The 20178-nt window shown below is 64.5% G+C and carries 21 protein-coding genes; 16 read left to right on the top strand and 5 right to left on the bottom strand.

What is annotated here, in order from left to right; translation table 11 throughout:
* Entirely contained in the window at positions 1 to 690 is a 690-nt protein-coding gene (gene pdeM / locus AC6H34_RS15575) for a ligase-associated DNA damage response endonuclease PdeM (RefSeq protein WP_497539349.1), read from the top strand.
* Positions 691 to 799: 109 nt separating this feature from the next.
* On the opposite strand, the gene AC6H34_RS15570 is transcribed toward pdeM, so the two are convergent.
* A complete protein-coding gene (locus AC6H34_RS15570) occupies positions 800 to 3187 on the bottom strand; it encodes a hypothetical protein (protein ID WP_497539348.1) in 2388 nt (795 codons plus the stop codon).
* A gap of 523 nt (positions 3188 to 3710) precedes the next feature.
* Here AC6H34_RS15570 and AC6H34_RS15565 point away from each other — a divergent pair.
* From AC6H34_RS15565 to AC6H34_RS15540, 6 genes are all read left to right on the top strand, one after another.
* Positions 3711 to 4163 (top strand): MerR family transcriptional regulator, encoded by a 453-nt coding sequence (locus AC6H34_RS15565; protein ID WP_448149087.1) that lies wholly within the window; start codon positions 3711 to 3713, stop codon positions 4161 to 4163.
* 63 nt (positions 4164 to 4226) lie between these two features.
* Positions 4227 to 4748 carry an SCO family protein gene (locus tag AC6H34_RS15560; RefSeq protein ID WP_448149088.1) on the top strand — a complete coding sequence of 174 codons (522 nt, stop codon included), beginning with the start codon at positions 4227 to 4229 and terminating at the stop codon, positions 4746 to 4748.
* A gap of 12 nt (positions 4749 to 4760) precedes the next feature.
* Positions 4761 to 5627 (top strand): transporter substrate-binding domain-containing protein, encoded by an 867-nt coding sequence (locus AC6H34_RS15555; RefSeq protein ID WP_448149089.1) that lies wholly within the window; start codon positions 4761 to 4763, stop codon positions 5625 to 5627.
* A 270-nt stretch (positions 5628 to 5897) separates the two neighbouring features.
* The gene (locus AC6H34_RS15550) at positions 5898 to 6440 is read left to right on the top strand and encodes a GcrA family cell cycle regulator (RefSeq protein ID WP_448149090.1); all 543 of its coding nucleotides are present in this window, start codon (positions 5898 to 5900) and stop codon (positions 6438 to 6440) included.
* A gap of 66 nt (positions 6441 to 6506) precedes the next feature.
* Entirely contained in the window at positions 6507 to 7133 is a 627-nt protein-coding gene (locus AC6H34_RS15545; protein WP_448149091.1) for a 2-hydroxychromene-2-carboxylate isomerase, read from the top strand.
* 248 nt (positions 7134 to 7381) lie between these two features.
* A complete protein-coding gene (locus AC6H34_RS15540) occupies positions 7382 to 8047 on the top strand; it encodes a VOC family protein (protein ID WP_497539347.1) in 666 nt (221 codons plus the stop codon).
* 37 nt (positions 8048 to 8084) lie between these two features.
* Here AC6H34_RS15540 and AC6H34_RS15535 read toward each other — a convergent pair whose 3' ends face one another.
* Positions 8085 to 9032: an alpha/beta hydrolase gene (locus AC6H34_RS15535; protein ID WP_497539346.1), complete on the bottom strand. Its 948-nt coding sequence runs from the start codon at positions 9030 to 9032 to the stop codon at positions 8085 to 8087.
* A 256-nt stretch (positions 9033 to 9288) separates the two neighbouring features.
* Between AC6H34_RS15535 and AC6H34_RS15530 the strand changes: the two genes are divergently transcribed.
* The 9 genes from AC6H34_RS15530 to trmB all read left to right on the top strand — a co-directional run bounded on the left by AC6H34_RS15530 (position 9289) and on the right by trmB (position 18777).
* Positions 9289 to 10020: a hypothetical protein gene (locus AC6H34_RS15530; RefSeq protein ID WP_497539345.1), complete on the top strand. Its 732-nt coding sequence runs from the start codon at positions 9289 to 9291 to the stop codon at positions 10018 to 10020.
* A 135-nt stretch (positions 10021 to 10155) separates the two neighbouring features.
* Complete coding sequence (gene miaB / locus AC6H34_RS15525; protein ID WP_448149095.1) at positions 10156 to 11574, top strand: tRNA (N6-isopentenyl adenosine(37)-C2)-methylthiotransferase MiaB; 1419 nt, start codon at positions 10156 to 10158, stop codon at positions 11572 to 11574.
* Positions 11575 to 11600: 26 nt separating this feature from the next.
* The gene (locus AC6H34_RS15520; protein ID WP_448149096.1) at positions 11601 to 12635 is read left to right on the top strand and encodes a PhoH family protein; all 1035 of its coding nucleotides are present in this window, start codon (positions 11601 to 11603) and stop codon (positions 12633 to 12635) included.
* On the top strand, positions 12632 to 13135 hold the full coding sequence (gene ybeY / locus AC6H34_RS15515) for an rRNA maturation RNase YbeY (RefSeq protein WP_497539344.1): 504 nt from the start codon (positions 12632 to 12634) through the stop codon (positions 13133 to 13135). The genes AC6H34_RS15520 and ybeY overlap by 4 nt, the downstream gene beginning before the upstream one ends.
* A gap of 13 nt (positions 13136 to 13148) precedes the next feature.
* Positions 13149 to 14300, top strand: coding sequence for a hemolysin family protein (locus AC6H34_RS15510; protein WP_448149098.1), 1152 nt, complete (start codon positions 13149 to 13151; stop codon positions 14298 to 14300).
* Positions 14297 to 15889, top strand: coding sequence for an apolipoprotein N-acyltransferase (gene lnt, locus AC6H34_RS15505; RefSeq protein WP_497539343.1), 1593 nt, complete (start codon positions 14297 to 14299; stop codon positions 15887 to 15889). Before AC6H34_RS15510 ends, lnt begins: the two co-directional genes overlap by 4 nt.
* Positions 15890 to 16121: 232 nt before the next feature.
* Positions 16122 to 16532, top strand: coding sequence for a helix-turn-helix domain-containing protein (locus tag AC6H34_RS15500; RefSeq protein WP_448149100.1), 411 nt, complete (start codon positions 16122 to 16124; stop codon positions 16530 to 16532).
* 228 nt (positions 16533 to 16760) lie between these two features.
* Complete coding sequence (gene metK / locus AC6H34_RS15495) at positions 16761 to 17957, top strand: methionine adenosyltransferase (protein ID WP_497539342.1); 1197 nt, start codon at positions 16761 to 16763, stop codon at positions 17955 to 17957.
* 76 nt (positions 17958 to 18033) lie between these two features.
* Positions 18034 to 18777, top strand: a complete 744-nt coding sequence (trmB, locus tag AC6H34_RS15490) for a tRNA (guanosine(46)-N7)-methyltransferase TrmB (protein WP_497539898.1) — start codon at positions 18034 to 18036, stop codon at positions 18775 to 18777.
* Between the two features lie 67 nt (positions 18778 to 18844).
* Here the strand turns inward: trmB and AC6H34_RS15485 are convergent, their stop codons facing one another.
* From AC6H34_RS15485 to AC6H34_RS15475, 3 genes are all read right to left on the bottom strand, one after another.
* Complete coding sequence (locus tag AC6H34_RS15485) at positions 18845 to 19351, bottom strand: SRPBCC family protein (protein WP_497539341.1); 507 nt, start codon at positions 19349 to 19351, stop codon at positions 18845 to 18847.
* Positions 19352 to 19535: 184 nt separating this feature from the next.
* On the bottom strand, positions 19536 to 20009 hold the full coding sequence (locus AC6H34_RS15480; RefSeq protein WP_448149104.1) for an MmcB family DNA repair protein: 474 nt from the start codon (positions 20007 to 20009) through the stop codon (positions 19536 to 19538).
* Positions 20010 to 20168: a hypothetical protein gene (locus tag AC6H34_RS15475; RefSeq protein WP_497539340.1), complete on the bottom strand. Its 159-nt coding sequence runs from the start codon at positions 20166 to 20168 to the stop codon at positions 20010 to 20012.
* Positions 20169 to 20178 lie beyond the last annotated feature (10 nt).

Raw genomic sequence — 20178 nt, 5'->3', positions numbered from 1 at the left:
ATGATCCGGCGCGACGAAGCCGTGCTCAGCGTCGCCGGCACCGAATTTCTCGCTACCGCCGACGGTGCCCTTGTCTGGCTGGAGGAGAGCCTGGTGGTTGTCTCGGACCTCCATCTCGAAAAAGGCTCTTCCTTTGCCGAACGCCGCATGTTGCTGCCGCCCTACGACACCGCCGCCACGCTGGCGCGCCTTGCCCGTCTGCTCGCCCGCTTTGCGGCGCGGCGCCTGGTCTTCCTGGGCGACAGTTTCCACGACCGGCGAGCCGACGGGCGCATTTCTCCCCGCGACCGGGAGGCGCTGTCGCACTGCCTCCACCGGCGGGAGGTTTTCTGGATAGCGGGCAACCACGACCCCGAGCCGCCCAGCGGCTTTGCGGGAACCGCCACGCCGAAGCTCGCCATCGGTTCGGTGCTGTTCCGGCACGAACCCACCGAAGTAGCCGAGCCCGGTGAGATCGCCGGGCACCTCCATCCGGTGGCGCGGGTGGCGACCCGCGGGCGTTCGCTGCGGCGGCGCTGCTTTGCCGGCGATGGAAGGCGGGCAATACTGCCGGCCTTCGGAGCCTATGCCGGCGGGCTGAACGTTCGCGACGCCGCCTTCGCCCCACTCTTTCCCGACGGTTTCACCGCGCACCTCATGGGGGACGAACGCGTCTTCGCATTCCCGAAGGCGCGCTGCCTGGGGGGATAAGGCTCCTGCCCCAAGGCAAAATGCGTTCAGATGGGCCGTCACTCTAGATCAACGTATTGATGCCAGAAGAATTTTTTGATTCCAGGCCCCGCCCTGAAACGACAGGGCCCTATCCCTTCGCTCTCGCCTTTTCCTCCGGGGTCATGCGCTGCTCGATTTCGTTGAGCCTCGCGAGCGCGTCGAGATCCCCCTTGGCCGCCGCCTGGGCGAGGAAGCGATAGGAAGCGGCGAGATCGCGTGGCGTGCCCAGGCCCTGGGCGGCCAACAGAGCGAAATTATACTGGCTGGCGGTGTGGCCCTGCTCGGCCGCCTGGTGGAACCAGCGGGCGGCCTGCTCGTAGTCGGGTACTCCCATGACCGCGCCGCCCGCGTAAAGCACGGCAAGGTTGTACATGGCCTTGGCGGAACCATGCTCGGCCGCGCGCTGGTACCACAGTCCCGCCAGCATCGCGTCATGGCCCACGCCTCTTCCCTTGTCGTAGGCAAGGCCCAGCAGGAAGAGAGCGGGCGCATAGCCCAATTGTGCAGCCTGCCGGTAAAGACCGGCTGCCTTGGCGAGATCGAACGTCGTGGCATGCGGCGTATCGAGCTGGCGCGCTTCCTCAAACAGGGACACGGCCTCGTTGGGAGGAGACGTCTGCGGCGCGGACGCCGGAGAGGATGCCCTTTCTGCCCGAACGGGCGGGCTTGCTTCGGAAAGCGAGGCGGCGGCCCCACCCTTTGCCTGCGTCCCGTTCCCGCCGGGATCGAAGCGTCGCTCGGACAATGGCCCGGCTGGAGCCGTTCGTGTCAGCTGGCGGGCGCTGCCCGGCGCGGACGGTACCTTTCCTCCCTGCAGGGCAGCCATCATCATCGTCACCGCCGCCAGTCCCAGCAGGATCGGTCGTTTGTGACGCTTGTAGAACGGTTCATGGCTCCCCTCCGGCTTGGCCGTTTCCTCTGCTAGGCTGCCTTCTGCCTCCGCGGCCGCCCGGGCGGCGCGACGCGCCGCGGCGATGAAGGCGCTGCGCGTGGTGCTGGTCGTTGCGGGACCGCCTCGCCCCAATGCGGAAACCTGGCTGGGGCGGCCATCCAGCGGCTCTTCCTCCGCCGGCGAATGAAGCGGGGCGTCGCCGGCGAGCGAACGCGGCAATTCAGGAGACCAGACGATATCGTCCGGGCGCTCGCGGCCGAACATCGGCGGTGTATCGCCGACCTCCGGCGGTCCCGACACCAGAGCGCCTGTGGAGCGCGTGCGCACGACATCCTCCACTGCCGCCAGGCGACCGGAGACCTGATGGAGCAGCGTCTGCAAGGCGTCGAGAGCCTTGTGGGTCTGGCCGCCACCGTCTTGCAGACTCCGCAGATCGCGGTAGTGGCGCTGCAACTCCTCAGGCAGATTTTGCAGGGGGGATTGGGCAAGGGCTGCCTTCAATGCCGGCTCCAGCCCCGTGAAGTCGGGCCTTGCGCCGGCCAGCGCTTCGACGGCGCGCGCCATCTCGGCTATCTGGCGTTCGAGCGCCGACAGGGCAGCATCGTCGCTGCCTCGGGCATCGAGCGCATCGAGGCGGGCCGACAACGCCGATAGCGAGGCACCGGCTGCCGCCTGCCCATCCTCCACGGCGAGCTGAAGGGCATCGAGCTTTTGTTCCAGGCGCTGGGAGGGCTCCGCTTGCCGGGCAATGTCGCCCAGCCGCGTGCGGATGTCGGAAGTCTCGCGCTGAATGGAGGCAAGTACGGAGGGATCATGCGCCTGGCGGGCCAGAAGATCGAGCTTCCGATCGATCTGGACAAACTGGTCAGGCGTGACCATGCCGGTCAGATGACGGCCTAGGGAGGCGATGTCCGCCCGCAGATCGGCCAGGTCCTGCTTGCCGGCACCGGCATCCGCATTGGTGCGGCGCAGTTCCGCGATCTCGCGGGTAAGGCTCGCAATCTGCTCGCTCAGCGCGTCCGTCAGCCGCGGTTCGACCTCCGGCTGGGCCGGGGCGGCATCGAGCTCCGCCGCCACCGCGGCCAGCCGGCGCTCCAGGTCTTCCACCGAGCCGTCCGGGGAAGATGGTGCGCCATGATGACCGGGCGACGGGGCAGCCGGCCCGGTCTGCCGGACGGCAAAGCCATCCACCAGGGCATCGACGAGCGCTGCGACATGGGCTTCGCTCTCCTCCTGGCGCCGGATCAGGCGTTCGATGAGCTCGGCCATGCGCGTCTCACTCGCGCGGATGTGGCGAGCCAGCACGGCCGCGCTCACTCCCGCGGCAGCCTCATCGCGCCGTACGGCCAAATCCTTACCATGATACCTTTTTTCCGCTGTTTCCAGTCGCCTGGCGATGGCGGCTAGAGGAGAATGGTTCCGGTCGATCCCATGAAAGAGCGGCTTTTCGGGCATGTCCTGCCGTGAAATCAAGGTATCGAGCCATTGGCCAAGCGTCATGCCGGAACGCTGCGCCAAGACCTTGGCGGTCTCGCGCGTCTCGGGATCGACTCCCTTGACACTCCACGGCGCGCTCTGGCTCATTGAACTTCACGCAAAATCGGCGAATTCGCCTGATTCTCGCGCCCTCCTGGTTCTTTGCGCCGCCACGACGCCGATTCGAGAATTGACAGCGGGACGCAAGGCCCGCATCAGCAGGTTTTCGCCGAACACGGTAAATATCCTGTTAACCCGGGCTGACCTAGCGGCCCGCGAACCAGGGTTAACATTACCGAGCATTCAAAGCGCTTTTTCTGACGATGTTTTAGAGGCCGAAGCTGCAGCCTGGACAGACAAGTGGGATACCTTGCAAGAACCGGTATTAGTCTTTGCAAAAAGGTTTATATTCACTTTGGTCAGGTGTGTTTTATCGGACTTATTGCGCACTAATTTTGTGCGTTACCCTTGAAACGAAGCAGAGCGAGCGTTATGGTCCCTCTGCTGGAGATTTGGGTGACTGTTTGGTAATATATCAATTGCTGAAGCCCCCTAGATTTCGTATGATACGGCCGGCTGTCACATCCTGGGTGCGGTGCTGCTGGCCTGTATCAGGCATGAGAGAGAGACCATGTCAAAGTTGGAAGCCACGTCGGCAACAAATGCAAAGGGGCAACCCGTGACTGTATTCATGGCAGATCACGAGAAGACCCAAAATGGCGCGACCACCTATACAATAGGAGATCTCGCCCGAGAGTTCGGTGTCACGCTGCGCACCTTGCGCTTTTATGAAGATAAGGGTCTTCTCAATCCCACCCGGGACAATTTGACCAGACTATACAGTGCTCGGGATCGCGAGCATCTTCAGCTCATTCTCAAGGGCAAGCGGCTGGGCTTTACCCTTGTGGAGATCGGCGAGATGATTGCTCATCATGGCGATGGCAAGGGGGCCAGCCTCGATATCAGCGCAAGCACCGTTCGCGACCAGATCGAGCATCTGGAACGCCAGCGCCGCGAAATCGACGAAGCACTGGTGGAATTGCGCCGCAGCTACGAAAGTCTGGCCAGCTCCCTTCCTCGGTAAGTGGTTACCTTCACACGCAGAGCAGCTCTGGCGGGCGTCGCAGGTCTTTGTGCGCTCGCAGGGGTGGCTATTTGGCATTTCCGTCCTCGCACCAGCGTTACTCCCGGTCAGGTCGGCGGCCCTTTCAGCCTGATCGATGCGGATGGGCTTCCGGTCACCTTCAAGGATATCCAGGGCAAGCCGAGCCTCGTCTACTTTGGCTTCACGCATTGTCCGGACATCTGTCCAACGACGCTGTTCCTGATGTCGCAGGTGCTGGATCGGCTCGGCACCGATGCCGACCGCATCAACGCGCTGTTCATTACCGTCGATCCCGAGCGCGATACACCAGCGCAGATGAAGGCCTATCTCGCCGCCTCCGATCCGCATCTGCGCGGCCTGACGGGCGATCGCGCACATCTGGCCGTCGCCTGGGATATCTACGGCGTCGAAGCCTCCGTCGTCCCGACGACCAGCTCGAACTACAACATGGACCATACCAGCGACGTCTTCGTACTTGACCGGAACGGGCGGTTCAGGTCGACTTTCGATCTGCATGCCTCGCCCGACACTGCGGTGGCGGTCGTGCGCGCCCTGTTGGCATAGGACCGTCATCACTTGAGAACAGGCTCGCTCGCGCTGCTACTGCTAGGTCTGCTGGCGCTCGCCGTCCTGCCGGTTTCCCGGACCCGCGCCGCCGACGCCAGCGTCGCGGGACCTTACGGCCTTTGGGATCCGCATCGCCGACCGGAAAAACCTGACCTGCGCTCCATCCGGCAGATCCGCTTCCTCACGGAGGACGACTATCCGCCCTTCGATTTCCAGGGCTCGAGCGGGACGCTGGAAGGCTTCAATGTCGATCTCGCCCGAGCCATCTGCCGACAGCTCAAGGTGCCCTGCACCATCCAGGCACGCCGCTGGGACACCATCGTCGCGGCGCTGGAGGAAGGCCAGGCCGATGTCATCGCGGCATCGCTGGTGCCCACGGCGGAGGCAAGGGAGCGGCTCCTGTTCTCCCGCCCCTATTATCTGCGTCCCGCCCGCTTCGCGGTACGAAGGCAGGCGCCCCCGCCCCCGCTCACCCCTCAGAGCCTCACCGGGCAGCGCATCGGGGTCGTCGCGGGAACGGCCCACGAGGCCTATGCCAAAGCCTATCTCACCACAGCCCGTCTGACGCCCTTTCCAACAGACGCCGCGCTGAGGGCAGCCTTGAAAAACGGCGAAGTGGACCTCATCTTTGGTGACGGCATCGGCCTCGCGCTTTGGCTCAACGGCACCGAAGCGCAGGGCTGCTGCACCTTCGCGGGCTCGCCCTTTCTCGACAGCCATTTCTTCGGAGACGGCATCGGCATGGCGATGCGCCGGGAGGATAACGACCTGCGACAGGCGATCGACTACGCCCTCTTCCAGATCTGGGAGCAGGGGGTTTATGCCGACATCGCCCGGCGCTGGTTCCCCATTGATCCCTTCGCCAGGCTTCCGTGACGTAAAAAACGGCAAAATTTGTTGCCGAAAAGACTCACTTTGATGCCGAAGCTGGGGAAAACGCGTGCGAGTTCAGGTGGACTCTTGCGCCGGAGTCACTGCCTATTGTAGTTAAGGCTTCGTTAAGCACGACATCTCGTGCGGCGTCTCGTAACTCCGATCAGCTTCCAGCGTGTACACGCAACGATGTCACGTCGACATCGTGGCTGAGGGAGAAGGATTCGGCGTATGCAATTCGGGCGAAAACAAGGCGGAATGCAGGAGAGGCTGATGCACTGGACAGACGAGCGGGTGGAACTTCTGAAAAAGCTATGGTCAGAAGGTCTCTCTGCTAGCGCCATTGCCACAGAACTTGGCGGCGTCACACGCAACGCCGTGATCGGCAAGGTACATAGGCTTGGTTTGTCTGGCCGCGCGAAGGCGCCAGCGCCGGCGCCGCAGCGTCGTGTCAAGCCGACCCGCGCTCCCTCCCACCCGCTGCGCCCGCAGACCTCCATTCCCGTGGTGCGCGGCAACACCGCCCTTGCGCCCCAGATCATTCCGCTCACCGTGATCGAGGAGCGTCCCGCGCCAGAGCTGCGCCCCATCGAGGAAGTCGTGATCCCGATGTCCGAACGGGTCACCATCATGGAGTTGCGCGACCATATGTGCCGCTGGCCGCTGGGCGATCCCGGCCGCGAGGACTTCCGGTTCTGCGGCAGCCGCGTAGGCCCGACGGGCCCCTATTGCACCCATCACGCCTCGATCGCCTACCAGCCCGTGCTGGACCGCCGCCGCGATCGCGATAAGGAACGGCGCGCGGCCCGTGCTTGAGAAACGCCGAAGGCAGGGGGAACCCTGCCTTTTCTTCTTTGATGGCCTCTTTCTGGGATGAGCATCGTGTCCCGCCGGATCGACTACTATCTCTCCCTCACCAGCCCGTGGGCTTATCTCGGCCACAACCGCTTCCGCGATCTTGCCGCCCGGCATGAACTCACCGTTCAGGTCAAGCCCGTGCTGCTCGGCACCGTCTTCGCGGAGACGGGCGGCCAGGTCCTCGCCAAGCGCCACCCCGCCCGTCAGCGTTACCGGCTCGTCGAATTGCAGCGCTGGCGCGAGAAGCTCGGTCTTTCCTTCAACCTCCAACCGCGCCACTGGCCCTTTGATGCCACCCTGGCCGACGGGCTGGTGATCGCGATCCAGGAGAATGCCGGCGATACGCTGGCCTTCCTGTCGCGCGCCACCGCCGCTGTGTGGGAGCAGGAGGAGAACCTGGCTGACGAGAAAACGCTGGAGCGCCTTGCCGCCGCAGAAGGTCTCGATGGCCCGGCGCTGCTGGTACAGGCCAAGGCGGAGGCAAGCGCCGCGATCTACCGGCACAATCTCGAGGACGCCGTCGCCGCCGATGTCTTCGGTTCCCCTGCCTATGTGCTCGATGGCGAGGTGTTCTGGGGCCAGGACCGCCTCGGCCTCCTCGAAGACGCGCTCGTCTCCGGCCGGCCACCCTTCAGGCCGGAAGTGGCGTGAACTTCCGTGCCTTCCGCGTTGCCCGGGGGCGATGGGCCCCGCGCCGCGACCGGCAATCCCGCATCTCATCTCCATAGTTGTTCCGGCTCTTGTTTGACCTTGGAAGGTATGCCCGCCACTTCGGGCTCCGATCCCGGATGAGACAGGCGTACACTGCGCCCGTTCCTGCATGGCGCTGCGGTCCTCCAGCGCAGCGTTCGACTGAATTCCGACTTTCCAGGTCCAACTTCAATTCGAAAGGAACGACCATGTCCGACACAGCCGGCACTCAGGCTCCCCTACAAGGCACGACCACGACCGCCAGGACGCCACCGGTCGACATGAAATTCGAAGTCGCCGTCATTCCCGTTTCCGATGTCGACCGCGCAAAGCGCTTCTATGGCGGCCTCGGCTGGAGGCTCGACGCCGATTTCGTCAAGGGCGACACATTCCGGGTCGTCCAATTCACACCGCCCGGCTCGCCGACATCGATCCACTTCGGCAAAGGCGTGACCTCGGCCGCACCCGGCTCCGCTCAAGGCCTCTATCTCATCGTGTCGGATATCATAGCGGCGCGCGCCGAGCTTGGCGGGCACGGCGTCGAGGTGAGCGAGGTCTACCATCGCGAGAGCGTGGGGGGCGCCAATCTCGCCGGGCCGGATCCGGAGCGGCGCAGCTACAACTCCTTCGCAGCCTTCAAGGACCCCGATGGCAATGGCTGGCTGATGCAGGAGGTCACCACGCGGCTGCCCGGACGGGTTGATGAGGCCGTCACCACCTTCACCTCGCCGGCAGAACTCGCCGCCGCGCTCCGGCGCGCCGCCACTGCGCATGGCGAGCATGAGAAGCGGACGGGCGGGCATGACGAAGGCTGGCCGGACTGGTATGCCGAATACATGGTCCAGGAGCAGGCCGGCGAACCGCTGCCCGTGTAACCAGGCGGACCTTCCCTGGCAGCGACGCCCGCTTCCGTCAGTTTGCGTTGAAGAAGGCGATCTCGGTCGCGAAAGCTGCGTGCGCCATCGGGATGGCGAAGCCCTGGAAGACATGGCAGCCGCCCGGCCAGAGCTTCAGGCTGGCCTCCCGGCCAGCCGCCTGCCACCGGGAGGCCATGAACACGCTGTCGTCCATCAGAGCGTCATAGGTGCCGACCGAGATCAGGGCCGCAGGCATGCCCTCCAGGCTCCCATAGAGCGGCGAGACGTCGGGCGAGCGAAGGTCGATTCCGGCGGGAATGTAGGCGCGCACGAACAGGGCGATGTCGCGCGTCGTCAGGATCAGCTTGCCGCGATTGAAGCGGTGGGCGCTGGGCGTCATGCCGAGATCGTAGCAGCCGGCGATCAGATTGGCGCCGCGGAAGGGCGTGAGCCCATGCCGGTCGCGCAGGCGCTGCAGCGTCACCGCCGAAAGGGTCGCCCCGGCACTCTCGCCGCCGATGAAGAAGCGGTCGGTGCCGAAGCGCCGCACTCCCTCCGTCACCAGCCAGAGCGCCGCCGCCTCGCAATCGTCCGGACCTGCCGGAAAGGGATGCTCCGGAGCAAGGCGATATTCCACCGAAATGCAGGCCATACCTGTCTCGGCCACGATCTTCTCCAGCGTTTCGTCCTGGAAATCGGACTGGTTGAACATCCAGCCCCCGCCATGGATGTGCATGTAGACGCCGCTGGGCTTGTCAGGCGCGATGATGCGGACGGGCACCTTGCCGTGCCTCCCCTCGATCTCGACCACCACCGCCCGCGGGCTCCTGCCCTGCTGCGGAAAGATGCCCCTGCCCTGGCGCCGACTCTCGCGCACCAGTTCGGGCGGAAAGGCCCAGAGATCCGGGAGGGCCGTCATCTTGGCAATGATATCGGCGTTGAGGGCGGCAGTTTCGGGCGCTACGGCCTCGTCGGAAAAAATGGAAGGATCGGCAAAGGGCATTGCTGTGAATCGCCTTGGATCTGAATCGCTTTGGAATGTTGGGCGCACAGTGCAGGTAAGGGCAGAGGCCTGGCAAGTCCTTCCAGGCACGGGCTGTTCAACGATCTTCACGCCGCCGCACTGACCCGCCTTGCACCTAAAATCCAGCACAACGACCCCTATTGATCGATCTCATCTTTCCAAGCCCAAATAATTCACAGGAAAAAACCCGGTCTCCTGTTATGCTTGAAGAATAAATACATAATCGGGGGAAACAATGTTGCGCCGCCTTTCGTTGGCCCTGGTGTTGGCCCTTGCCCTGGCTGGGTGCGTCTCCATCAATTACGCTGGCCTGCCGCCTGGAACCTTCAGTGGAAGAGTGTTCGTGATGTGGGTTGGAGAAGGCGGTTCTTCCGGCGATGGCAATTTCCTGTTCGTCCCCGATCCCAACCAGCCCCTGATATTTCGCCGCCGGAACCCCGGCAGCCCCGGTGCCGTCATCCAACCCGGCATGATGTACACCGACGGCGGTTCCATCCCAAGGATTGCCCAGGTCTTCAGGGGCCTGTCGCCCTGGGGCTACGCACCCGCCTACATGATCCATGACTGGCTCTTCGTGGCCAGGCACTGCATCGTCGACGGAAAGGATGACGGCCGCTTCGGTGATGTTCGAAACGTCGACTTCAGGAACTCGGCGGAGATTCTCGGTGAAGCCATTCAGGCGCTGGTGGCATCGAACCAGGTGAAGAGAAACGATGTCGCCGCCAGCGCAATCACCAGCGCCGTGGGCAGCCCTATTGCCCGGAACCAGTGGGACGCTCACGGCCAGTGCGAGGACCCGATCACCCGCATAAGTCCAGCCGATCTCGCACAGGTCAAGGCGGCGCTGCCCGGCGTGTCCGAAACCCGGCTGCGCCGCAGCTTCAATCTCGCGCCGGAGATACCGCGTGTCGCCCCAGGCCGGCCAGCGAAGATCATAGCGACGGTGGACTTCGGTTCCGCGCGATAGCCCGAATATGAGGCCGCATGCCCCGCCATCATATGAATTGGCGCCCGGGATACCCCGCCGGCCGATCTCGGCCCTTCTCTTCAGGGCCGAAACCGGCTATCCCTTCTGCCTTGATAGGTGGCCACAACGAGACTCATGATTCCCGACGAGATCAAGACTGATCGCTCCACAAACCCGCAAGGTGATCCCGGCACGAAGACCGTCTTCATCAAGTCCTATGGCTGCCAGATGAACGTCTATGACAGCCAGCGCATGGCCGATACCCTGGCGCCTGCCGGTTATGTGGAGACATCGAGCCCGGACAACGCCGATCTCGTCATCCTCAATACCTGCCATATCCGGGAAAAAGCCGCGGAGAAGGTCTATTCGGAGATCGGGCGGCTGCGCGTCGCACGCGACGAGCGCCGCCGCGCCGGGGGCGATATGCAGATCGCCGTGGCGGGATGCGTGGCCCAGGCCGAGGGCGAGGAGATCCTGCGCCGCGCCCCGGCGGTGGACCTCGTGGTCGGCCCGCAGACCTACCATCGCCTGCCGGACCTGATCGCCAAGGCACGCTCGGCGAAGCCCGTCGACACGGAATTCCCCATCGAGGACAAGTTCGCCGTTCTTCCCGCCCCCCGGCGAGAGAAGACGCTGGCGCGCGGCCCCTCTGCCTTCGTTACCGTCCAGGAAGGCTGCGACAAGTTCTGCACCTTCTGCGTGGTGCCCTATACACGCGGTGCGGAGACGTCGCGGCCCGTCGCCAGCATCGTCGCCGAGGTGGAGCGCCTGGCCGGGGCCGGCGTGCGCGAGATCAGCCTGCTCGGCCAGAACGTCAACGCCTATCACGGGGAAGGCCCCGACGGCCGCGCCTGGACGCTGGGCGAACTCGTCCATCGGCTCGCCCGCATCGACCCGATCACGCGCCTGCGCTACACCACCTCGCATCCGCGCGACATGGACGACAGCCTGATCGAGGCCCATCGCGACCTTCCGGCGCTGATGCCCTTTTTGCATCTTCCGGTGCAATCGGGCTCGGACCGCATTCTGGATGTCATGAATCGCAAGCATACATCAGCCGAATATCTTAGGCTGATCGAGAAGATTCGGCATGCCCGGCCCGACATGGCTTTTTCCTCCGACTTCATCGTGGGCTTCCCGGGCGAGAGCGACGCGGATTTCGAGGCGACCTTGCGGCTGATCGAAGAGGTTTCCTACGTGTCGGCCTATTCCTTCAAATATTCGCCGCGCCCGGGCACGCCCGGCGCCGGCATGGCCGACCAGATCGACGAAGAGGTCAAGGCCGAGCGGCTCGCCCGCCTGCAATCGCTCACCGAAGGCCAGCAGAAGGCCTTCAACCACGCGAGCATCGGCCGCACCATGGACGTGCTGTTCGATCGCAAGGGCAAGCATCCGGGCCAGATCGCAGGCCGCTCGCCCTATCTCCAGGCCGTGCAGGTCGAGGCTGACGAGAGCCTGATCGGAACGGTGGCGCCGGTCGAAATTACGACCACCGGCGCCTGGTCGCTTCATGGTATTGTCTCAGGCACGACACTCAGGGAGAAGGTTGCTTGAAGGTTGACGAAGAACGGCGGACACGGATGACATCGCAGCCACAAACCATGCCGGCGGCGGATGCACCGGCTGAGATCGTCACGGCCTTCGAGGACAATCGCCTCGCAACGCTGTTGTTCGGCCAGCACGACCAGAACCTCGCCTTCATCGAGCGCAAGCTGGGCATCGAGGCGACGGCGCGCGGCAACCACGTCGCGCTGCGGGGTTCGAAGGATGGCGTCGAACAGGCCAGGCGGGTACTCGAAAGCCTCTACCAGCGCCTGCGTGCCGGCCAGCAGATCGCACTCGGCGATGTCGACGGCGCCCTGCGCATGGCAGGCTCCCAGGGCGTGCTGTTCACGCCGGAGGGCAAGCCCAAGGTTGCCTCGACCGGCGGCGCCGCCTCGGTGGGCACGCGCAAGAAGACCATTGCCGCCCGTACGCCGGCACAGGACGCCTATATCCGCGCCCTTCAGAAGCATGAACTCGTCTTCGCGACCGGCCCCGCCGGCACGGGCAAGACCTATCTCGCCGTCGCCCACGCCGCGGCGCTGATCGAAAAGGGCGAGGCGGACCGCCTCATCCTGTCGCGTCCCGCAGTGGAGGCCGGCGAGCGCCTCGGCTTCCTGCCGGGCGACATGCGCGAGAAGGTGGATCCCTACCTGCGTCCCCTCTACGATGCGCTTTACGACATGATGCCGCCCGAGCGGGTCGAGCGCGGGCTCACCTCGGGGATGATCGAGGTCGCGCCACTCGCCTTCATGCGCGGGCGCACTCTCGCCAATTCCGTGGTCCTGCTCGATGAGGCGCAGAACTGCACCTCGATGCAGATGAAGATGTTCCTTACGCGTTTGGGCGAAGGCTCCCGCATGATCATCACCGGCGACCCGACGCAGATCGATCTCCCGCCAGGGCAGAAATCCGGCCTGATCGAAGCCGTCGATCTGTTGAAAGACATTCCGGAGATCGCCATCTGTCGCTTCAATGCCGGCGACGTCGTGCGCCACGAACTGGTTGCCAAGATCGTGCGTGCCTACGAGGCCAAGAGCGAAACGAAGCCTTCGGGCGAAAGCACACCATGAGCGACAGCATCGCCATCGAGATCGCCGCGGAAAGCGATCTGTGGCAGGACCTCGAGGCCATCGAGGCCCGGATGAGCCAGGCGGTGGCGGCAAGCATCGCCGTCGCGAAGCTGAAGCATTCACCAGGGGCCGAGCTTTCGATCGTGCTTACAGACGATGCCTCCATCCGGGAGATCAACGCCGAGTGGCGCAAGATGGACAAGCCCACCAACGTGTTGTCCTTCCCCCAGGCGGAGGGCAAGGCCGTCGCAACGACGCCCATGCTCGGCGACATCATCCTCGCGCATGAGACCATAGCCCGCGAGGCGGAGGAAGCCGGCAAGAGCTTCGAGGATCACCTCAGCCATCTCACCGTTCATGGCCTTCTGCATCTGTTCGGCTATGACCATCTCACCGACGCCGAGGCCGAGGCAATGGAGGCGCTGGAAGTGCGCATCCTTGCCACGCTTGGCATCGACAACCCCTATGCCGACGCGCCCTTGCTGCGCGAAGCAAGCTGACACAAACCCCGCCATGTCCGACAGCAACGATCGAAGTACCAGCCAGACCAGCAGTTCCCACGAGGCCCCCGAAGGCCTGTTCGAGCGCATCAAATCGGCGCTCGGCCTGAGATCCCACCCCTCCATGCGCGAAGACCTCGCCGATGCGCTGGAGGATGCGCGCGCCTCGGAGGATTCCAGCTTCTCCCCGGAGGAGCGGGCCATGCTCAAGAACATCCTCGGCCTGCGCGGCAAGCGGGTCGACGACGTGATGGTGCCCCGCGCCGACATCGTGGCGGTGCCGCTGGATATTTCGCTCGGCGACCTGCTCAAGGTGTTCCAGACGGCGGGCCATTCGCGTCTGCCCGTCTACAACGAAACCCTCGACGACCCTCGCGGGATGGTCCACATCCGCGATTTCGTCGCCTGGCTCGCCTCGCGGGCAGCGATCGCCGCCCGCAGGAGCCGCAAGACCAAGGAGAGCGAACGGCCCAAGGACGGGGAGGCTCCTCGCAATGGCGAGGGCGCCGCCAAGTCCGCGGCGGCGAAGGAAGCCGGCCTTGCCCTCGGCAATATCTCGCTGTCGGCCCCGCTGAGCTCCGTGCGCTCCCTGATGCGCAACGTGCTGTTCGTGCCGCCGTCGATGCCCCCGATCGATCTGCTCGCCAAGATGCAGACGACCCGCACCCAGCTCGCATTGGTGATCGACGAATATGGCGGCACCGATGGACTGGTTTCCATGGAGGATATCGTCGAGATCGTGCTTGGCGACATCGAGGATGAGCACGACGAGGACAATGGCGACATGATCGTCGCCTCGGGCGAAGGCATCTACACGGCCGATGCCCGGGCCGACCTCGATGACGTCACCCGCACGATCGGCATCGAACTGCATGACGACGACATCGAGGCCGACGTCGATACGCTGGGCGGCTGGCTGGTGACCCTTGCCGGTCGTGTTCCGGTGCGCGGGGAGATCGTGCCGGGACCGGGCACGCTCGAATTCGAAATCCTCGATGCCGATCCCCGCCGCGTGAAGCGGGTGCGCATCCACACCCTGGGTGCCAGCGGTGCCAGGCCGCGGGACAGGAACAAGCGTGACAGGAAGGGCGCGACGGCTTCCGCCGACGCCGTGCCGATGGAAGAAACTGCGGCGGGCCAGGCAGGCACCGACGGCGCCACGTGATCGCCCGCCTTGCCTCGTACATCGCAGCGCTGACCGGATGGCGCCGTTCGGGCGCTGCCTTCCTCGCGGGTGCGCTGGCCGCCCTCGCCATGGCCCCTTTCGACTTCGCGCCGGTGCTTGCCGTCAGTTTCCCGGTCGCGATCTGGCTGCTGGACGGCATCGCCAATGGCTCCTCCTCCCTGCCGCGTAGCCTGCTGGCGGCCGCCAGGCTCGGCTGGTGGTATGGTTTCGGCTTCTTCCTGGCCGGGCTGTGGTGGATCGGCAACGCCTTTCTGGTGGATGCCGACCAGTTTGCCTGGCTCCTGCCCTTCGCCGTGCTGATGCTGCCGGCGGGGCTGGCCTTCTTCATGGCCGCTGCCTTTGCCCTCGCCCGCCTCGCATGGTCGAGGGGAACGGCGCGCATCCTCGCCTTTGCCGCCGCGGTCTTCGCCACCGAGTGGCTGCGCGGCCATATCTTCACGGGCTTTCCCTGGAACCTCTTCGGCTATGCGCTCGCAGCCGAAATTCATCTCGCGCAGATCCTGTCCATCATCGGTATCTATGGCCTGACCCTGCTCGCACTCGTGCTGTTCTCGACGCCCGTCGCCCTGGAACGCCCCGGCGGCTGGCGTTGGCCTGTCCTGGCCATCGTCGTCCTCGCCGCCACGGCCGTCTTCGGGGCCTGGCGCCTCGACCAACATCCGACCCGCTTCTTCGACGGGGTTCAGATGCGCATCATGCAGCCGGACGTGCCGCAGGATGCCAAGTTCAATCCCGCCATGCGCAACGAGATCCTGGCCAAGTATCTCGCCCTTTCGCGCCAACCTACACCCGATGGCGCCGACGGCATGGCCAAGGTGACCCATCTGATCTGGCCGGAATCCGCCTTCCCCTTCCTGGTCGCGCAGGACGATGAGGCGCTCAAGGTCCTGGGCGACCTCGTGGCGCCGAAGGCCGTGCTGCTGACGGGGGCGGGAAGAGCCGAGGAGAATCTCGACGACGAGACCTGGCGCTTCTACAACTCCCTTCATGTCATCAACGCCACGGGCACCATCATCGGCAATTACGACAAGGTGCACCTCGTCCCCTTCGGCGAATATCTGCCTTATCAGTCCTTTCTCGAGTCGATAGGCCTGCAGCAGCTCACCGAGCAGCGGGGGGGCTTCACCCCGGGACCGGGCCTGCGCACGCTCGACGTTCCCGACGCCCCGCCCGTGGGCGTGCTCATCTGCTACGAGGCGATCTTCTCGGGTGAGGTCGTCGATCCCACCAACCGGCCGAGCTGGCTGCTCAATGTGACCAACGACGCCTGGTTCGGCATGACACCAGGCCCTTACCAGCATTTCGTGGAAGTGCGCGCCCGCTCCGTCGAGGAGGGCCTGCCGCTGGTGCGCGCCGGCAATGACGGCATATCGGCGGTCATCGATCCCGTCGGGCGTATCGTCGCCAGCCTGCCGCTGGGGGTCAGCGGCGTGCTCGATTCGCGCCTCCCCGAGGCGCTGCCACCAACGGTATTCGCCAGGGCCGGCAGTACAATTATTGCTATACTGTTTCTGCTCGCCACAATCGGCGCAATTCTCGCCGCGTGGCGCGCTCGGAAATCCGCCTGAACGCACATTATTGTGAATATGTCGCGCGCTCATGCCGCGCATTCATCTGGATTTTCTCGCTTGGAAGCATATATTCCCTGCCGTAGCGTGCAGCGGCAGGTTGGAACTACCAGAGATTGTGTTTTCACAATTGTGTCTTTGGCCGACCGCATTTTTGCCGCCGTTTAGCCACAATTCGTTTTAAAATAGTTACCGTATTTTCAAATACTTGCATGTGATAGGAGTAAATTTGATGATCAAGAAAGCACCAAATCCAATTGACCAACATGTGGGCAGCCGCGTGCGGATCCGGCGTGTCCTGACCGGCATGAGCCAGGAGAAGCTGGGCGAGGCCCTCGGCCTGACGTTCCAGCAAGTGCAGAAGTACGAGAAGGGCACCAATCGCATCGGAGCGAGCCGCCTGCAGCACATCGCGTCGATCCTCGGGGTCACGATCTCGTTCTTCTTCGAAGGCCTTCCTTCCGAAAACAGCTCCGCCCGCGCGCAGGCGATGGACGAGAGCGACACGTCCCACGTCATCGAGTTCCTGTCGACCACTGAAGGGTTGCAGCTCAACAAGGCTTTCGCCCGCATCAAGGACCCGAAGGTCCGCCGCCGGGTCGTGGACCTCGTTTCCACCCTCAGCAACGAGAATGCCGCCTGATCTCGGGAAAGCCGGCAAGCATTGAAAGCCTCCTGCGAATCCCGCGAGGATCCGGGGAGGCTTCCACTTTTAGGAGCCGCTAGGCGGCCAGAAAAGCAACATTCGTCCAGGAATCGTACAAGCGTTCCTTTAAACGAACAAAACGTACGATTTGCCGCTTGACGGCAGCGTTCGCCCTCGCCAAAACGAAGCCATGTAAGGTTCCGTTCTGGCGTGGAGAAAATTCTCGTGTCTCGTTCCGACTATCTGTTCACCAGCGAATCCGTCGCCGAGGGCCATCCCGACAAGGTTTGCGACCGCATCTCCGACGAGATCGTCGATCTGTTCTATCGCGAGGCCGCCAAATCGGGCATGGACCCCTCCCAGATTCGCGTGGCCTGCGAGACACTGGCGACCACCAACCGCGTCGTGATCGCGGGCGAATATCGCGGTCCCGATAGCGTCACCAAGGGCAAGGTCAAGGCTGCGGCCCGTCGTGCCATCAAGGCGATCGGCTACGAGCAGGACGGCTTCCACTGGAAGAAGGCCAAGATCGACGTGCTCCTGCACGGGCAGTCTCCCGACATTGCCCAGGGTGTCGACATTGCGGGCAACAAGGACGAGGGCGCGGGCGACCAGGGCATCATGTTCGGCTATGCCTGCCGCGAAACGCCGGAACTGATGCCGGCGCCGATCTACTACGCCCACAAGATCCTCGAGGACATCACCAAGGCCCGCAAGTCCGGCGAACTCGCCATGCTCGGCCCCGATGCCAAGAGCCAGGTCACCGTGAAGTACGAGAACGGCAAGCCGGTCGGGGTCACCCAGATCGTGCTGTCCACCCAGCACTTCGACGAGAGCCTGACCTCCAGCGACATCAAGAAGCTCGTCGAGCCGCACATCCTCAAGACCCTGCCGGAAGGCTGGGTGAGCAACGAGACGGTGTGGCACGTCAATCCGACCGGCAAGTTCGTCATCGGCGGCCCCGATGGCGACACGGGCCTGACCGGCCGCAAGATCATCGTCGACACCTATGGTGGCGCTGCCCCGCATGGCGGCGGTGCCTTCTCCGGCAAGGATCCGACCAAGGTCGACCGTTCCGCGGCCTACGCCGCACGCTACCTGGCCAAGAACGTGGTTGCGGCCAAGCTCGCGGACCGCTGCACCATCCAGCTCGCCTATGCCATCGGCGTGTCCGAGCCGCTCGCCATCTATGTCGATCTGCACGGCACGGGCACGGTGACGGAAGAAAAGGTTGAGAAGGCCCTGCGCGACGTTGTCAGCCTCACCCCTCGCGGCATTCGCGAACACCTCGGCCTCAGCAAGCCGATCTATGCCCGTACCTCCGCCTACGGCCATTTCGGCCGCAAGCCGGCTCGGGACGGCGGCTTCTCCTGGGAGAAGACGGATCTCGCCGATGCGCTGAAGAAGGCGGTTCGGGCTTAATCTTCCCAGCCAACTGCATTATGAAGCCTTCCTCGCAGGAGCGGGGAAGGCTTTTTCATGGGGACATCGGGTGACGATCGAGAACGGCGATAACCAGCGCGGCCACGGGGCGTTTTTCGGCCGCCGGAAAGGCAAGACGCTGCGCAAGGGCCATGCCGGCCTGATGGTCGGCGCCCTGCCCGACCTGCGGCTCGATCTCGAAGCGTCCGCCCCGGGCGATCTTCGCCCGCTGTTTCCCGCCACCGTGCATGAGGTCTGGCTGGAGATCGGGTTCGGCGGCGGGGAGCATCTCACGCAGCGCGCCGGCGAGAATCCGGATGTCGGCTTCATCGGCTGCGAGGCCTATATCAACGGCACGGCCAAGATGCTGGCCCAGATCGAGCAGAACAGCCTCCACAATGTCCGCCTGTGGGACGACGACGCAAAGGCGGTGGTCGACTGGCTGCCGGCGGGCTCCATCGCCCGCATCTACCTGCTCTATCCCGACCCATGGCCAAAGCGCCGCCATCGCAAGCGCCGCTTCCTGGGCGAGGACATGCTGGCGCGCCTCGCCCGCATCCTGAGGCCGGGCGGTGAATTGCGCTTTGCGACCGACATCGACGACTACGCCGCCTATGCCCTCGCCCGCGTGGCCCGTTCCGCGGACTTCGTCTGGACGGCCGAATGCCAGGCCGACTGGCTGACCCCGTGGGAGGGCTGGCGCTCGACGCGCTACGAGGCGAAGGCCCTGCGTGAAGGCCGTCGCGGGGCTTATTTCACGTTCCGGAAGATCGCCGGAAGCTCGGACACTCCGTCCGGCGCATCTGCCGCCGTGGTCTGAGGCGCACCAAACGGGGAATGACGGCCTGCGACGCCGGGCTCGCGGAGGCGAAAGCTCGCGCTCCCAGCTACTTCTTTCGTCCGAACCAGCCCTTCTTCTCGGGTTCCGCGGGAGCTTCTTCCCCTTCGGCCTTGGGTGCGACCGCCTGGCCGAACTTCTCGAAGAAATCTCCCGCCAGCTTCTTGGCCGTGCCATCGATCAGACGGGCACCGAGCTGGGCGATCTTGCCGCCGACATCGGCCTTGGCGTCGTAGTGGAGGATGGTTGCCTCGTCGCCGTCAGCCTCGAGCCGGACCTTGGCGCCACCTTTGGCAAAGCCGGCGACACCGCCCTGCCCCTCGCCGGTGATCGTATAGCCGTTGGGCGGATCGAGATCCGACAAGGTGACCTTGCCGTTGAAAGTGGCTTTGACCGGCCCGATCTTCAGCACAGCCTTGGCCACCATCTCGGTGGGCGAAGTCATTTCGATCGACTCGCAGCCCGGAATGCACTGCTTCAGGACTTCAGGATTGTTCAGGCCTTCCCAGACCTTCTCACGGGAAGCCTCGATGCGCTGCGAACCGCTCATATCCATTGGCATATTCCTCCTCGGGGCCCGGCCTCTCTCCCATATGGAGCACAACGGTTGCTCGATGCCCTCTCTTTCATAGACCATGACCCGCAGCCCCTGGGCAAGCAGGAGGCCGCAAATATCACCCTTCTACGCCTTGCCACGCCCGCACGCGTTCTGCACCGGCAGTTCGCTGGCAGGAAAAACGCTACCATTCGAAGCCGAAGGCTCCTTCCGGATCCATGGCCTGGTGCAGGCGCGAGGCGGCGAGGCGGGCAAGATGAAGCGTCAGCGCCTTGCGCGCGGGCGCGGCCAGCTTCTGCTCCGGCGCGTCGCGCAGGAGCGTGCCGCCATAGGCATCAGCCACCATGACACCGGCTTCCTCCGGCAGCAGGGTGATCGGAAAATCCGGGCCGACGGCGAAGTAGAGTCGGTCGCAGAAGTCGAGATAATCGGGCCATTTGCGGTCGACCTGAAAATCGAGCACCGAGGACTTTATCTCCACGATCCAGATCTCGCCCTTGCGGCCGACGGCCGCGAGGTCGGCGCGCCGGCCATTGGGGAGCGTCACCTCCGGCACCGGCGCCAGACCGTAATGGCGCAGGAGCCGGCCTGCGCCACGCTGGATGGTAAGGGCGGCGGCCGATTGGCGGCCGTCGACGGGAAGGATCGGCAGGGACACCTATTCCCCCAGTTCGCGTCGGCCACGACGCACGAAGGGCGAGTGCTCGCGCCGATTGGCCTTGCCGCCCCGCAAAGCGGCGCCACAGCCCGTGCGAGCTTGGGAAATCGCCGGGGCATGCCCGGCAAGTCCTGCTCCGACGTCCGCGATTCCGGCCATCGTCATCCCC

Source organism: Labrys sp. ALF-8, from assembly GCF_059699065.1.
The sequence above is the reverse complement of the archived record's forward strand: the minus strand, read 5'-3'. Positions and strand labels throughout refer to the sequence as shown.